This window comes from Dapis purpurea BLCC-M126, from assembly GCF_050015975.1.
Lineage (GTDB): Bacteria > Cyanobacteriota > Cyanobacteriia > Cyanobacteriales > Microcoleaceae > Trichodesmium.
The window spans coordinates 78,724-94,311 of sequence record NZ_JBNHER010000102.1; the positions used below are offsets into that span (position 1 = coordinate 78,724).

Annotated in this window: 15 protein-coding genes; 4 read left to right on the forward strand and 11 right to left on the reverse strand. The window is 34.5% G+C overall.

What is annotated here, in order from left to right:
* Positions 1 to 126: 126 nt before the first annotated feature.
* The 6 genes from dxs to hpsJ-B all read right to left on the reverse strand — a co-directional run bounded on the left by dxs (position 127) and on the right by hpsJ-B (position 5,481).
* Entirely contained in the window at positions 127 to 2,034 is a 1,908-nt protein-coding gene (dxs, locus tag ACP6PL_RS09670) for a 1-deoxy-D-xylulose-5-phosphate synthase (RefSeq protein WP_426544946.1), read from the reverse strand.
* 481 nt (positions 2,035 to 2,515) lie between these two features.
* On the reverse strand, positions 2,516 to 3,391 hold the full coding sequence (locus tag ACP6PL_RS09675) for a glycosyltransferase family 2 protein (RefSeq protein ID WP_426544948.1): 876 nt from the start codon (positions 3,389 to 3,391) through the stop codon (positions 2,516 to 2,518).
* A 234-nt stretch (positions 3,392 to 3,625) separates the two neighbouring features.
* Positions 3,626 to 3,862, reverse strand: a complete 237-nt coding sequence (locus ACP6PL_RS09680; RefSeq protein WP_426544950.1) for a zinc ribbon domain-containing protein — start codon at positions 3,860 to 3,862, stop codon at positions 3,626 to 3,628.
* Between the two features lie 6 nt (positions 3,863 to 3,868).
* Positions 3,869 to 4,264, reverse strand: coding sequence for an RNA-guided endonuclease TnpB family protein (locus tag ACP6PL_RS09685; RefSeq protein ID WP_426544978.1), 396 nt, complete (start codon positions 4,262 to 4,264; stop codon positions 3,869 to 3,871).
* Entirely contained in the window at positions 4,260 to 4,343 is an 84-nt protein-coding gene (locus ACP6PL_RS09690) for a helix-turn-helix domain-containing protein (RefSeq protein WP_426544980.1), read from the reverse strand. The genes ACP6PL_RS09685 and ACP6PL_RS09690 overlap by 5 nt, the downstream gene beginning before the upstream one ends.
* A 304-nt stretch (positions 4,344 to 4,647) precedes the next feature.
* Positions 4,648 to 5,481, reverse strand: coding sequence for a hormogonium polysaccharide biosynthesis protein HpsJ (gene hpsJ-B / locus ACP6PL_RS09695; protein ID WP_426544952.1), 834 nt, complete (start codon positions 5,479 to 5,481; stop codon positions 4,648 to 4,650).
* Between the two features lie 838 nt (positions 5,482 to 6,319).
* Between hpsJ-B and ACP6PL_RS09700 the strand changes: the two genes are divergently transcribed.
* The 4 genes from ACP6PL_RS09700 to ACP6PL_RS09715 all read left to right on the forward strand — a co-directional run bounded on the left by ACP6PL_RS09700 (position 6,320) and on the right by ACP6PL_RS09715 (position 9,133).
* Positions 6,320 to 7,003 carry a response regulator transcription factor gene (locus ACP6PL_RS09700; protein WP_426544954.1) on the forward strand — a complete coding sequence of 228 codons (684 nt, stop codon included), beginning with the start codon at positions 6,320 to 6,322 and terminating at the stop codon, positions 7,001 to 7,003.
* A gap of 10 nt (positions 7,004 to 7,013) precedes the next feature.
* Positions 7,014 to 7,520: an adenylyltransferase/cytidyltransferase family protein gene (locus ACP6PL_RS09705; RefSeq protein ID WP_426544956.1), complete on the forward strand. Its 507-nt coding sequence runs from the start codon at positions 7,014 to 7,016 to the stop codon at positions 7,518 to 7,520.
* 50 nt (positions 7,521 to 7,570) lie between these two features.
* Positions 7,571 to 8,293, forward strand: coding sequence for a GUN4 N-terminal ARM-like repeat domain-containing protein (locus tag ACP6PL_RS09710; RefSeq protein ID WP_426544958.1), 723 nt, complete (start codon positions 7,571 to 7,573; stop codon positions 8,291 to 8,293).
* Positions 8,294 to 8,680: 387 nt separating this feature from the next.
* Positions 8,681 to 9,133 carry a GNAT family N-acetyltransferase gene (locus tag ACP6PL_RS09715; protein WP_426544960.1) on the forward strand — a complete coding sequence of 151 codons (453 nt, stop codon included), beginning with the start codon at positions 8,681 to 8,683 and terminating at the stop codon, positions 9,131 to 9,133.
* Here the strand turns inward: ACP6PL_RS09715 and ACP6PL_RS09720 are convergent.
* The 5 genes from ACP6PL_RS09720 to ACP6PL_RS09740 form a co-directional block, all read right to left on the reverse strand.
* A complete protein-coding gene (locus ACP6PL_RS09720; RefSeq protein WP_426544962.1) occupies positions 9,111 to 10,115 on the reverse strand; it encodes a sucrase ferredoxin in 1,005 nt (334 codons plus the stop codon). The genes ACP6PL_RS09715 and ACP6PL_RS09720 overlap by 23 nt on opposite strands.
* A 510-nt stretch (positions 10,116 to 10,625) precedes the next feature.
* On the reverse strand, positions 10,626 to 11,783 hold the full coding sequence (locus ACP6PL_RS09725; protein WP_426544964.1) for a cupin domain-containing protein: 1,158 nt from the start codon (positions 11,781 to 11,783) through the stop codon (positions 10,626 to 10,628).
* A gap of 502 nt (positions 11,784 to 12,285) precedes the next feature.
* On the reverse strand, positions 12,286 to 12,480 hold the full coding sequence (locus tag ACP6PL_RS09730; protein ID WP_426544966.1) for a hypothetical protein: 195 nt from the start codon (positions 12,478 to 12,480) through the stop codon (positions 12,286 to 12,288).
* A gap of 921 nt (positions 12,481 to 13,401) precedes the next feature.
* Complete coding sequence (locus ACP6PL_RS09735; RefSeq protein WP_426544968.1) at positions 13,402 to 14,745, reverse strand: TRAP transporter large permease; 1,344 nt, start codon at positions 14,743 to 14,745, stop codon at positions 13,402 to 13,404.
* Complete coding sequence (locus ACP6PL_RS09740) at positions 14,729 to 15,283, reverse strand: TRAP transporter small permease subunit (protein ID WP_426544970.1); 555 nt, start codon at positions 15,281 to 15,283, stop codon at positions 14,729 to 14,731. Before ACP6PL_RS09740 ends, ACP6PL_RS09735 begins: the two co-directional genes overlap by 17 nt.
* Positions 15,284 to 15,588: the final 305 nt, after the last annotated feature.

Genomic DNA, 15,588 nt, shown 5'->3' on the forward strand with positions numbered 1-15,588 from the left:
TTAAGAATAAAAATTAAATAAGATCAGGAAATAAGCCTTGTAGAGAAAAAATTGTAGGGAGATTCCATAGAATCTCCCTAAATTAATTTTTCACCAGAAGTCTATTTAAAACTTCCAACAAAAATATTAAACGTTAACAGTGGATAACTTAGGCTTCAAACTCTGCAAAATACGTTCTGCCATCTGAGAAGGAGTCAAACCTAAATCAGCCTTCGACTCATCAGGTTTAGCATGATCTACCAACTTATCCGGTACACCCAAACGTAACACAGGTACAAGCACATTATTATCCATCAATGCTTCCGTAACTGCCGAACCAAAACCACCCATCAAACAACCTTCCTCCATAGTCACAACCTGACCAATACGTTGTGCCAAAGGCAAAATTAATTCCGTATCTAAAGGCTTGACAAAACGAGCATTTACCACAGTAGCTGCAACACCATGCTCGCTGAGAATTTCTGCAGTTTGCATAGCTGGATGTACCATAGAACCATAGCCCAATATCAGTACATCATCACCATTCCGCAGAATTTCACCCTTACCAATAGGAATAGCTTCCCAACCCTCTTCCATTAGAGGCACGCCATAACCATTACCACGAGGATAACGCATAGCGATCGCCCCATCTGTATATTCAATACCAGTGACCACCATCCGTTGTAACTCACCCTCATCTTTAGGCGCCATTACTACCATATTTGGGATACAACGTAAATAGGCAATATCATACATTCCCTGGTGGGTCGGACCATCTGCACCCACAATTCCAGCACGGTCTAAACAGAAGAAAACAGGTAACTTCTGAATACAGACATCATGGATAATTTGGTCGAAAGCTCGTTGGAGGAAAGTTGAGTAAATAGCAGCGACTGGTCTCATTCCTTCACAAGCTAATCCTGCGGCCAAAGTAACCGCGTGTTGTTCGGCAATACCAACATCAATATATTGTTTTGGCAACTTAGCATGAAGTTTATCAAGACTTGTACCAGTTGCCATAGCGGCAGTAATACCGATAATTTTAGGATTGTTTTCAGCAAGTTTAACCAAGGTATGGGCAAACACTTTAGAATAGCCAGGAGGCTTAGGCTTACTTGCTGGTTTAGCTTTACCAGTAGCTAGATTAAAGGGACTTTGAGCGTGATAGCCAACTTGATCCTCTTCAGCAACTGTGTATCCCTTACCCTTAGTTGTGGCAACATGAACTAACACAGGCCCCTGAATTTGATGCGCTTGTTGGAAAGTTGTAATTAGTTCTTCTAAATTATGCCCATCAACAGGACCCATGTAGGTAAAGCCCAATTCTTCAATTACAGCCCCCACTTTTGAAACTGCTAAACGTTTCATCCCTTCTTTGAGGCGTTCCATTTCTGGTGTAAAGGTTTCTCCAACAAAAGGAATATGTTTGAATTGTTCTTCCAGGTTATCCTTCAGAAATTGCATCGGCGGGGATAGACGCATTTTGTTGAGATAGCGAGAAATAGCACCTACGTTAGGGGAGATGGACATCTCGTTATCATTTAGCACAACTACTATATTAGTTTTGGGTAAATGACCTGCATGGTTAATAGCTTCTAAAGCCATACCACCAGTTAAAGCACCATCCCCAATAATGGAAACTACTTTGAAGTTATCTCCCTTCATATCTCTAGCTAAGGCCATGCCCAAACCAGCAGAGATACTGGTAGAAGCATGACCAGCGCCGAAATGGTCAAATTTACTTTCACAACGTTTTAAATAACCTGCAACCCCATCTTTTTGTCGCAAGGTATGGAAATTGTTATATCGACCTGTAATAATTTTGTGGGGATAAGCCTGGTGGCCTACATCCCAGAGAACTTTATCCCGATCTAGATCAAGAGTTTGGTAGAGACCCAATGTAAGTTCTACAACTCCTAACCCTGGACCTAGATGGCCTCCACTTGTGGCTACTGTTTCTAGATGTTTCTCTCGTATTTGTCTAGCAATTTCTTCTAGTTGATGAATTGAAAGACCGTGCAACTGGTTAGGATGAGTAATTTCGCTTAGATGCATATTTTATTTACTCAGATTCTGGTGTAGATTTGCGGTTGTAACTGGGGTATTTTTGATGATGAAGTTTGAACTTACCTGTACTTTTTTTTCAGCTATTAATCAGCGGATACAATTTTGTAAGCCATTTCTTAATAATGCACAATAGGATTGACCTACTCAAGGAGTATCACCTAATATCTGCAAGACTTTTTCACAAACAGTTTTGTTTTTTTAGTTTTGGTTATAGGCATTGGAAAAAATAGGAGTAATAGCTTGACCAGCCTAGAGGCAAGGAATTAAGGATAGAAGCTGTTTAGTGGCCTAGTTTTTCACCTGAACCAGCTCCTTTTCAGCAGTAATTATTAGTATTTGTTGGCTTTTGTTAACAAATTAGTAACTGTTAATTAACCTTGGATGGTAAAGCTACTTTTAAACCTATATTTCAACTCAACAACTCAACTAATATATTATTTAGCAGTTACTCCGATTGTTAAGTTCTATTTCACCCTTGTGCCTCTATTTCCAATTTTGGCTTGGCATCGATAGCTGAAGTTAATGATGGTACAGGCATATTTTTTATTTCCCAGACTTTAATTAGTATGAGATATTCGTAGAAAGCTTGCAAGGTACACCAAGCTAATCCAGCTTGGCCATCAAGACATCCTCTGAGAAAAATATACATATATATAAAGCGAACTATTGGTCTCAAGGGTAAGCGCAGGGAAAAGTCTTTGAGGGCGCGTCGTCTCTCTACTTCAGAACCACCAAAAAATAGGTTTTTCCAAGAGATGCTTCCTGTTTCTAGTTGTTTAACTGTTTCGTTCGCTTCATCTGTAGAATAACGATTGTGCTTTTCTATCCAACGGGAAATACCTTTACTACAGGTATAGTGGGGATAAGTTTCTTGCAAAAAACTTGTAGGGCCATCACACTCTTCTCGTTCTGTGTGACCATAGTCGCTAAACCAAACTTTATCCTTGCGAAATAGTCGCATCTGGTAGCGGGGATATTGGGTGCTGTAGCGAATCCAACTTCCCATAAATAATACTCGTTCTGCAACGTAATACCCAATGTATTCTTGACTTTGGATTGTTTTTAGGCATTCGTTAAATAGCTCTGGGGTCATCCGTTCATCCGCTTCTAGGATATAAACCCACTCATATTTGGCCGGAACTTCCTGTAACATCCATGTTCGCTGTCGTCCATGGCTTTCAAATTTGTGTTGGACTATTTTTACAGGATAAGATTGGGCTATTTCTATAGTTCTATCGCTACTCAAGGAATCAACTATTATAATGTCATCTGACAGCATTGCTGACTCAATACAAGCAGCGATATCTATTTCTTCATTGTAAGTCAGTATATAAATTGAGAACATTCGATGAATTTTAGTAATTGCTCTTTGTTGACATCTTCCCGACGCTGCTCTCACGATACAGGGCGGGATTCCCTAACATCCCTAGTAGGAAGCTTTCTGTTGCCTCTTGCAGAGGAGCTGCCTCCTGCGGAGGAGCTACGCTAACGCTAACGCTTTTCATGTCGCGTTTGCGTTAGCATTCCGTAGGAAAGCGAAACATAGCACCTGCCTTCCGTGATTTACTCTCTTCAGGTCTTACAGTCGCTCTACAGACAAGCCAGGGCAGTCTCGGGGGTTTCCCCAATGAGTGACTGGCGCTAACACTAGTAGCCCAGCAGCCAAAATGTTTATTGCGGCGTTTATGTCCCTATCATGGTGAATGTCACAGGACTGACAATCCCATTCTCTGATATTTAGAGGTAATTTTTCCACTACATAACTACAATTAGAACAACGTTTAGAACTGGGAAAATATCGGTCAATTTTTATCAATTCTCTTCAGTACCATTTGGCCTTGTACTCTAATTGCCTGATTATTTCTGCCCAATTAGCGTCACTACTGACCCCTCTTGCTCCCCTCCTGGGAGGGGATGAGGGTGGGTTGTGGTTTTTGACCATATTCTTAAATGCTAAGTCCTCAACTACAACAGTTTGATTTTCCCTGATGAGTTGGGTAGTCAGTTTATGGGTATAGTCTAGCCTTGAATCTTTAATTTGGGTGTGTATTTTTGCTAATTTTAGCCGTGCTTTTTGATAGTTATTGGAACCTTTAGTCTTATAGTTGAATGATTTTTGAGCTAACCTTAGTTTTCTGTGTAATTTGTTTAAATTCTTCGGGTTAGCTACTTTTTCTCCTTCAATGATAGTTGATAGGCAATTGATTCCTAAGTCAATACCTACTTGTTTTCGGACCTAGCAAATTTTCTTGCTGCTTAGTTGGGTAAAACCTAAATTTGTAGGCTTTTTCAAACATTTAAATTATTATTTATGCAATATTTACATTTTAATAAATAGTCTGTAAAACCTCAAGATTTATTGGTTTTTATCAATCCCCCCTATGCTTTTTGAAAGGGGGAATAAAAAGAAGAATGGAGATCGCGGGTCTTCAACCAAAGTTGAAATGAAGATAAAATTGGGTAATTAAATTAAATAGGTATCCAATTCGTAGGGCATTGAGCATAAGGTTTAAGTTTACACTTATATCTATAATAATTTGCTCTTACTGCTTTTCCTAATTATTAAAGTCATCTCTATTATTGTGAGATATTACTTTGTAATTATCTAGCAGGATTTTGACGACGCCCTTTACCTTTAATAATTCCCATATTTTTTAATCCTGTCCAACCAATCATAATATAGCCTACTGCTAAAAGTAAGCTGCTAAGACCTGTTCTGAGACTAGATTTAAAAGAATTTCTATTAGCCTGCTCTTCTAATTCTTGCTTACGACTACGAATTCGAGTTAAAAGCTGATTTGGTAATTGTTCTGCTTGACGATTCAGAAATTCATCGATAGCTTGAGGATTATCTTTTGATTGTTCTAGTAAGCTTTTTACTTGACTTGGTAATTGTTCATTTTCTAATGCTTCATTTAACCTAGTTTCATCTGCTAGTAAATTAGTAATTTGATTTTTTAATTGACTTCGCCTTTGCTGGATCTGATTTTTAAATTCACTACTACCAATACGAGCTTCTAGTTGTGTTTCTGCTTGGCTTGCTTGCTGATCTATGCGTTGAATAGCCTCAGCCCTTGCTTGACTTGTATTATTTAAGTGGACAGGAAATAGTAATAGATACACCAGTCCTAATAAGCTAGCTAGTAAAAGTGCCCAAAATCTCAAATCTAATATTGACGGTGTTGAAGTATCTTGAAGGCCAGAATTACTGCTTACCCAGTAGCCTGTGACTAATAAGGCCATTCCTACCATAGGAATGATCCCCCGATCTACTATTTGGGTCGCTAGACCAATTTGCCATGCTCTACTACTGATGTTAAATGGAATTGATAAAACTATAAAGTCAAGTAGAGAGGACAAAATCATAATTACTCCTACTATCGTAAGAGTCTTAGAAGCTATTGAGGAATATTGACGGATATTTGTTGCTTTCATGGGATTCTTCTGAGTTCTAAGTTATAGTTCACTGGATATAGTGGGTCTGAAATGTTGAGGATGCACTCTATTGCTGATGGCGGAAATATATTTTCCCGATCTGATAAATAGCAGTCTGTTTTTACAATTATGACAGAGTTGAACCATAGTCCATCAGACTTTTTGTCTTTACTCAGGACTTACTCACTCAAATCCAGAAACTTTTTTTTTCCTAGATTTTGGTTGTTTAAACCAAAAATTTTTCCTAGCAACCGGGTTTCTCATGCGTCAGTCCTATTTACTATTATTTTTAAATTTATGGGACAGAACCATCTATTGTACAATGCTAGCCTATAATGGATTAAGTTAAACCTGTTCTTGAGAAATCTGATTTTGTTGATTTACTATACTATTTTAAAGGTCTAATGTTTTTTCTTGTTTAACCATATCGTCTTGACTTTTTTAGACTAAAATTTACTAATATTCAAATAAGTTAAACTAAGATTTAAAACAAAACATTAAAAAGAATATTGATTTTTGTAAAAAATTACTAAAAATCAAGAATAAATTAAATAAATTAAATAAATTACAGCAAAATTAATAGTTGTAAAAGTTGCAATTGTCATATTTAAAGCCAAACATCAATGCAAACATTAATAAATATATGACTTACCGATGATAACCCGGTTACAATGAGAAATCTTTGGTTTAAATAATAGACATCTACTATAAAAAAAAACTTGGTTTCCGTATTAGGTATACTTAAGTCCTGTAAATATAAATTAAGTCCTGTAAATATAAACAATATTATTAATATGATATTAATGATAATGGGGAAATTGGGAGGATTCAATTAGTAGTGAAAGAAAAATTAGGAAATGATCAAAAGAAAAAAATATTAATTGTAGATGATGAAGATAGTTTGAGAAATCTTCTCAAGCGACACCTGGAATTTCAAGGATATGAAGTAACAGATGCAAATTCTGCTTTAGATGCACTATCAATACTGGAACAACAAGAACCTGATTTAATTGTTTCAGATATAATGATGCCAGAAATGGATGGTTTAGAATTTTGTCAACGTTTACGAGCTAGTAATTTAGGTCAGTTAATACCTTTTATATTTTTGTCTAGTAAGGGAGAATTAGAAGACAGAATTATAGGCTTATCTATGGGGGCAGATGATTATATAAATAAGCCTTTTGAAATGCGGGAGTTAGTAGCAAAAATTGAGGCTCAATTAGCTCGTTCTAGTCGGATTTCTTTGGAAATGAAGCGGCTTACTGAAGAGTATATGGCAAAAGTACAACCTGAAGCAGCTCCTGAACCACTACCTCTAACTCCAGCAGAAGAAAGGGTATTTTGGGAAGTTGCTCAGGGCTTGACAAATAAGCAGATTAGCGATCGCTTGTTTATTAGTCCTCGAACTGTACAAACTCATTTGAGTAAAATAATGAGAAAGCTAAATTTAGAAAATCGTTCTCAGTTGGTTCGTTATGCTTTTGAACATGGACATAAACCACCTACTGAAGAAGACTTGTAAATATTAAAAAATGGATTCCCAAAAACTGATTCCTGGTATCTATAATTTGACCCAACTAGAACAGCTAATTAATTCTCAACCCAATTTTTGGCGACCTTTAGTATTTACAAATGGATGCTTCGACTTAGTTCATTGTGGACATATTCGCTATTTATGCGCAGCTAAGTCTATGGGGCGATCGCTCGTAGTAGGATTGAATAGCGATCAATCAGTTCAAAATATTAAGCCCCAACAAGAGGGATATCCTATGAGGCCAATTGTCCCAGAATACCAACGAGCTGAAGTTTTAGTAGCTCTGAAACCAGTTGATGGAGTAGTAATTTTTAATGAAACTACTGCTACTAATGTTATAGAACGGCTTAAACCGGATATTTATGTTAAGGGTGGGGATTATTCTATCGAAACATTGCCTGAAGCTCCAAAAGTTAAAAGTTATGGTGGTAAAATCTCTTTAGTTCAAATAGAAGTTCCGACTTCTACTAGTGCAATTATTAATCGTATTTTACACCATCAATAAATAATGATAATTCTCAATTAATTCCAAGCATTGAAATACATAATAATTTTATGACAGAATCAAATATTAATTCTACAGAAAACGCTTCATTAAATATACCTGAACTTCAGTCTCAATTAGAATCTGGTTCCGAAAAAAAACAGTTACAGGTAATTCCTAGTTTAGCAGAAACAGGGGGGCAAGGTTTAGAGATTCTCATGGAATTTTTGCAAAATAAAAAATCAGATTCACCTACTATAGTCGAGGGAAAAATATATCAAGTTTTGCGTCAAGTAAATTCATCGAAAGTTAATGAATTTATACAGAAACATTTTCCTCTAGGAGTTGTGCCAATCAATTCAGGATCTAATATTGATTATACTCACTTACAAATAAAATTAGCTCATCAAGATTTTTTAGAAGCTGATAAATTAACTATGCAAAAATTGTGTGAATTAGCAGGAGAAGCAGCAACACAAAGAAAATGGCTTTATTTTTCAGAGGTAGATAGTATTCCAATTCCAGATATGCAAACTATTAATGCTATGTGGTTAGTTTATTCGGAAGGAAAATTTGGCTATTCTGTACAGAGAGAAATTTGGTTGGGAGTAAACAAAAATTGGGATAAGTTACTACCAAAAATAGGCTGGAAAAATGGTAATACTTGGACAAGATATCCTAATGAATTTACCTGGAATTTGACTGCGCCAAAAGGTCATTTACCTCTATCTAATTTACTGCGTGGAGTACGAATGTTTTCTTCTATATTATCTCATCCAGCTTGGTCTAAGTAGAGTCTGCTGAAAACTCAATATTTAGGGTTGATAGTAGCTAATAGTTATACAATTATTTAACTAAGTAGCTAAACAAAATTATTTACCTATTCCAATTATATGTAATATTTACAGGATAATCAATTCAGCTTGACTAAGTGTGTAATTAATTTTGTGTACCTGCTGACATTCCTTTACTACCTTTTCTGACATTGATATCCATTATTTTTGATAGCATAAAAATTGTTTATTGGCTTTAGTAAATCTTTAATAATTCTTCCCTTTTCATCTTAGTTCGTTATGAGTATTTCCAGTTATCAGTTGTCAATTGTCAAATTTTATTTAGCAACCCCTAAATAAAAATTTTAGATAAAATAGCGATCGCTTCTAATTAATTATGATTGAAAAATGTTAGATTTTAAGACTAGTTTAATTCAAAACCAACTAGAAAAAGAGGAAATTTATTATCAACGTTGGTTAGTTTTAAGAAAGCCAATGAATATGGAAAAAGGAACAGAAAAAGATGAGTATGATGATGATGATGATTCTCTACATTTTATTGCTGTTTGTGAGGAAAAAATTATTGGTTCAGCTAGACTGCGACAATTATCTACAAAATTAGGAAGTATTGCATATCTTGCAGTTTTACCTGAATTTCAATCTCAGGGAGTAGGTACAGCTTTAATCAAAAAAATTATTGAAATTGCCAAGCAAAAACAACTAGAATCTTTGAGAGTAATGACTCGTATTAGTGCCTATCAATTCTATAGAAGAGTAGGCTTTATGGAAACTGATGAAGTATTCCAATTTTTAGGAATACCCCACAAATTTATGTACTTTAACTTGCTTTCTTCCGAGTAATAGGCATTGCCTCAGCAATTTTACGTTCAATTTTGAATTTAAGATTGTTTATGTAATACTTGGTAAATTCGGACTCTTTAGTTGCACCGCAAGAACCTTTGAGCTGAACAGTTTTACTTTCATCTTTAACTAGCTTTGCTTGACAAATATATGTAGAATTATTTGGTTGAAGTACTGCTAATTCAGTTTTAATTACTGTTTTATCGGAATTTATATCCAAATGTAAAAGATTAATTTCATGCTCGAACCATTCCCAACCGTGGCGGAGCATAAGTTCTCTTTCCAATACTTGAATAGAAGTTGGCAAAATTCCCCATCCTCGATATACTCTTTTCAATGACTGAATACAGCCAGCTCGTAGTAATATTGAACTAAAGGATTCTCTATTGAGTAAGCCATAATATCTACCATCAGGAAAGTCTATCATAGTAGGTGCAAATCTATGACCACCAAAGTGACTTGCTTTCCAAATTCTTGTATTTTTTAAACCTAATTGAGAAATAGTTTTTTTAGCTTCCGTATAAAACGGATTACCATATTTAGCACAACACTTATCATGGCTACCATGAGTACAAACTAATATATCTCTTGTTTGAGGATTTTGAGTCTTAGTATCTAAATTATCCCCCGCTAAATATTTTTGAATAATTGGAGCTATTTTTTCAGGATGGTCTACGTCAAACTCATATTTTTTATAACCATTGATAAATGAGCTTTGCTCTTTTTCATAGATTAAAATCTTTCTGTTATTTTGTCTGTAATTTTGATTTTGAGTAATCAGTAAAAATCTGACTGACAATTTAGATTTATTGACTGATGCCATCAAAACCTCTAAATTTTCTGGGAGAAAACGAGATTCAAAAGCATTATATTCCCAAGGGTAAGGACATTCTATCAGTATATATACTGAATAATTTGTACCACTCCCAATAATATCTTCATCTGCTTTTCGGCAAGCATCAGCACAAAAAAATGTATTCATGTTTAAACTCCAGATTATACAAAAATAACTCTTTCATTAACTAGCTTCAATAACATTGGTATAATGTTTCTTTAAAAGTTCTAATTAGGTAGATAGATTAGTAGATATTTATCTAGCAAATGCCTTGGAACTAAATATATTTTTAACTTGATATTATGACACTACTCTAATAGACAATTATTTACTAAAAACTATAATTTGATATTCATCGTATTTATCTCCTTAATAAACATCAGTATAAGAAAATTTATTCATGTTTTAACTCCAAACTCTCAAAAAATAGCTCTTTAATTAACTATTTTCAATAATATACAAAGCACATCTATTTAGCACTCAGATTAAACCAGACAATTTATGGGATATTTACCAGTAAATATTTCTCAATCAAATAAGTTTTAACTTGATTTTTTGCTACTCGTAGAATATATAATTTTGTGGTGGAGACTAGATTTTTATATTCATAATATTTACCTCCTTAATAAACATCAGTGCTAAAAAATATATTCCTATCTAAAACCCTGATTCTACAAAAATAACTCTTTCACTGACTAGCTTTGATAACATGGGTATAATATCTATTTCCCAGTCATAGTCAGGAAGCAAATTTATGACATCTTTTCCAGTAAATATTTCTTGACTAAATAAATTTTTTACTAAATATTCTGGCACTCCTCTAATAGATACTTCTTTACCAGAAACTAAAATTTGATATCCATCATCATCAGCCATTTTGGAAATTTTTAAACGTTGAAACTGAGAGACTTTAAATTTAGTATCAACGCCCCTATGAAAAATATGAAATCCAGCTTGATATGGTAAGTTATATTGCTCAACAGGTTTTTCTAAACCATCCAAGTATTTATTATATTCTTCGCTAATATTGTTATTATTGATATACTCTGTTAAGTCTTGAATTAAATTTTCAACACCGACATTAAAAGAAGTCTCATCTATTCTTAAAGGTAGACTTCTTCTCCACTCTTCTCTGTATTGTAATTGACCAATTAACCATTCTAATAAATCTACACCTGTTCGACACTGAACACCTAAAGTAAGATGAATAGATGGTTCCTCTTTTGTCAGTGCATAATGCCAATGTCCGCGAGGTATATAAAGTACATCTCCTGGATGTAAAATACAACTTAAATATGCCTCTTCTTCGGGTGGTGTCAAAGAAGATGATTTTTGATTTGGCAATGGATATTTGAACGTGTCAGTATAGACATACCATTGCTTACTTCCTTCTACTTGTAAAATAAATACATCGTGAGTATCGTAGTGCTTAGAAAATCCTTTTTTACTAGACCAAGAACAATAAGCATTGACTTGAGTTGGGTATCCTAACTCATAGTTAAGTTTTGAAGCAAATAAAGAAACTTCTGGAACCCTTTTATGGATTTGGTCTAGGATTAAGGTCGCACCTTTCTGACACCATTGGGTAAGATTTCTATTTTCCTTTGCCTCCAGAACTTTTCCATCAAATGCAAGGCGCAGATCGGGATATTCTATTTGATGAAAGTTCAATAGATGGTTGAGTTTTTCCCATGAAAATAGGTCTGTAAAATTTCTCTGTCCTTTACTAGAGATAGCGATCGCTTTCCTAGTCCAGTTATTTTGTAGAAATTCTTCTTGGTCTAGTGGTTGTATTAAATGTGTTAGACATGACATAATCGAGAATCTTTTCTATTAATTTTTGATATTTATAGGATAAGATTGTTAAGTTAAGAATTTTTCCAGTACATTATAGATTTATCAAAACTTACCTTTGCCTTAACTTGTCTATAAAATAAATTTTGTTGTCAACTGAATCCTATTATTTTATAGGTGGGTTTATTCAGGAATTATTAATTTTCTTATATTAACAAATACCTCAATTAACGGGGACACTTTATCACCATAAGCAACTAATTATTTTGATTTTTTTCTCTTAGCTTGAATACATCTCAAAACTACTGCTATTATTACTCCTATCAAATTAGTTAAAGTTTTATATTCTGAGATTTGTATGTCAGTATATTTATAAATAAAGGGGTGAAGCTTTTACCATTATATTTTTCAGTTGTCACCTGTTCAAACTTACATGGCTAGTTAAGATAGGAATAATAGGTAAATCTTAACCCCTCTAAACATTTAAGACAAAAATTCAAATACTTAAATGTTTAACTATTAATTAATGATGACGGTCGCCACCATCTGCGTCAAAGTTACGGTCGCCACCATCTGCGTCAAAGTTACGGTCACCACCATCTGCGTCAAAATTTAATGCTGTTTCCCAGTTTTTGCCTAGTGAATTTTGTAGAATATCTTTTACCTCTACCTGAATTTTACTAGGCCGAGCTTGCTGAACATCAAATTCTTTTGACATACTAATATCTCCCTTTTGAACTAGACTTATTTTCAATAACTTCTTATAGACTGAAGTTAAGAATTAGTATATATTAAGTTCCTTAATTTATGCAATAGTTGAGAAAAATTTTTAATTATTTGAGATTATATGGTTTCTAGTCAAGAGTTATTCAAAATACCCAAGACTAAGTTTCACAAATTTTACTAGTAACTTCAGTCATAATTATCGGCAAGTATTAAAGGATAAAAAAAATCAGGAAGATGAATTATATTATAATTAAAACCTAAAGTCATACTAACTCTGTTTCAAAAAAATCTATTTGTCAAATCTCTAGTTATCAGGCATAAGAAAAATTTTGACTTTTTTATAGGCTCTATTAGATACTAACTAAATTCATATAAAGTATAGTTATACTGTTTCACGGAAGTCAAAAGTCATGCATTAATAAGCTAAGAAGCATTTTAAATTCGTCTTAGCAAGTAAGAATTCAGAAGGGTTTTGATTCTAACTAGGCACAGAACAATAACTCTTTGCAATGCACACCAGCTTATTTTGTAGAATCAAAACTTTGACACTACAGTAATTTCCTCAGATTACTTCACATATATGCTTTAAAACTATTTATGACATCTTTAAAGTGAATTGGTATTAGAATAAAAAAGGAATGACAAAAATAGGGTACTAAGAATTAGGCAGTGGGAAGTTACAGAAAACTCCCATATTTAATACTTCTCTATTGCTAAATCAAGGTCTCCTTTAACTACTCAAGCAGTCTAATTTATGTAGAAGCATTTTCTGAAACTGCTATTCTTGAGGTCGGTTTGGTACTTAGTTATAGATACTTAATAATGGAGTTAAACCTAGTAGCATTTTAGAGAATTATTATATATTTTGTATAAGTTATTATCTATAATTTATCAATATTGTCGGATAAAATCTTTATCCACTCAATGAGGGTAGGAAGTTAACAATGCCAGGAAAAGTAATAATCAGCACTAAAACCAATAACTGAAGTAGAATAAACTGAATAGCACCTCTATATATTTCACCAGTAGTCACCTCTGAAGGTGCTACACCTCGCAAGTAAAATAGAGCAAAACCAAAGGGAGGTGTTAAAAAAGATGCTTGGAGATTAGCTCCCAAGATAACACCATACCAAACTAAGTCAATACCAAGTTGTTGTGCAACAGGTACAAATAAAGGTACAACAATAAAAGCAATCTCAAAAAAGTCAATAAAAAAACCAAGAAAAAAAACTATTGCCATACTGACAATTAAAAAACCAGTCGTACCACCAGGAAGATTAGAAAGTAAGTCAAACATAAAGCGATCGCCTTCCACTCCTCGAAAAACTAGACTAAAAGCAGTTGACCCCAAAAGTATAAACATCACCATAGTAGTTGTACGGAGAGTTACATCACATACATTTCTTAAGGAAGTCCAACTAAATTTACCTTTAAAAATAGCAAGAGTGATCGCCCCTACACATCCTACAGCACCAGCTTCTGTCGGTGTAGCAATACCAAAAAATATACTACCCAAAACCAATAAAATTAATAGTAATGGTGGAATCATTACAGTTAGCACCCTTAGCCCTAGAGTTTTCCCTCCAATTTTTCGTACTTCTGCTGGTAAAGCTGGAGCTAAGTCTGGTCGTATAAAAGAAACAATCAAAACATGAAGAGCAAAAGTTCCTGCCATTATTAAACCAGGCAAAATAGAACCAATAAACAGATCGCCGACAGAAATTCCCAGTTGGTCTGCCAATACTACCAAAACCACACTAGGGGGAATAATCTGACCTAAAGTCCCTGAAGCCACAATTACACCTGTAGCCAACTCTTTGTTATACCCATACCGCAACATAATAGGTAAAGAAATTAACCCCATTGCCACTACAGTAGCAGCAACTACACCAGTAGTAGCAGCTAAAAGAGCGCCCACAAGAACAACTGCCAGAGCCAAACCACCCCTAACTCGACCAAACAATATTCCCATAGTTTCGAGTAGTTGTTCTGCAATGCCAGATTTTTCCAACATTGCTCCCATAAAAATAAAGTATGGTATAGCCAACAAAGTATAGTTAGCCATAATGCCAAAAATTCTTTGGGGCATTGCAGTGAGAAATATAGGGTCAAAAACTCCTAAACCAATACCTATTAAACCAAAGATTATTGCTACTCCACCTAGGGAAAAAGCTACAGGATAACCAAAGGAAAGTAAAACTAATGCTCCTACAAACATTAATGGACCAAGGAATTCAGATTCAAAACTCAGACTCATGAGACTCCTGATAGGGGGCTAATTTACCTGTAAAGACCGCAAAATTTTTAATTGCTTCAGAAATTCCTTGAAGAAATAATAATACGAAGCTAACTATAATCATTGTTTTGATTGGGTAACGGGGTAATCCACCAGGATCAGGAGAATTTTCAAGGATAGCCCAGGAATTTAAAACAGCACCCCAGGAAACTATCACTACAATAATGCTGAAGGGGATTAAGAACAATATTGTACCAATTAGGTTAGCTAGAGCTTTTCTTTTGGGACTCCACTTAGTATAAAAAATGTCTACACGAACGTGTTCATTATGTTTGAGAGTATAAGCTCCACCTAGGAGAAAAACCAGGTCAAAAATATACCACTGAATTTCTATAAAAGCGTTGGAAGTTAAGTTTTGACCAATGCTTCTACCTAGATAGCGTCCAATCACATTCCAAACACCAACTAAGACCATTAGTATGACTAAACCATAGGTTAGACGTCCAATTAGCTCATTCAAATTATCAATTATCCGGGACAGACGTAGGAGTATTTGCAATAGTCCTCCTCACTATAGGTTGAAAATTAAGATTGTGGACATTCGGCTGGACTTCAGTTAATTTTATCTCTCATTAGAATAACCTGTGGAGCACAAGGAGATAAAAATCCATATCTAAAAGCTTAAATAAAAAATGGACTTCTTGTTGAAGGATTTTTCCTGCTACAAAATTTTTTTTTGTAATTTTCTAAATCATCAAAAGCTTGCTAGTCAATACATGTAGCCTTTGTATGTCAACCTTAAAATCCTGTTTCCGGAAAAAAATGTAGAAAAGGGGTTGACACATCAAGATAGAGTTGCTAGAT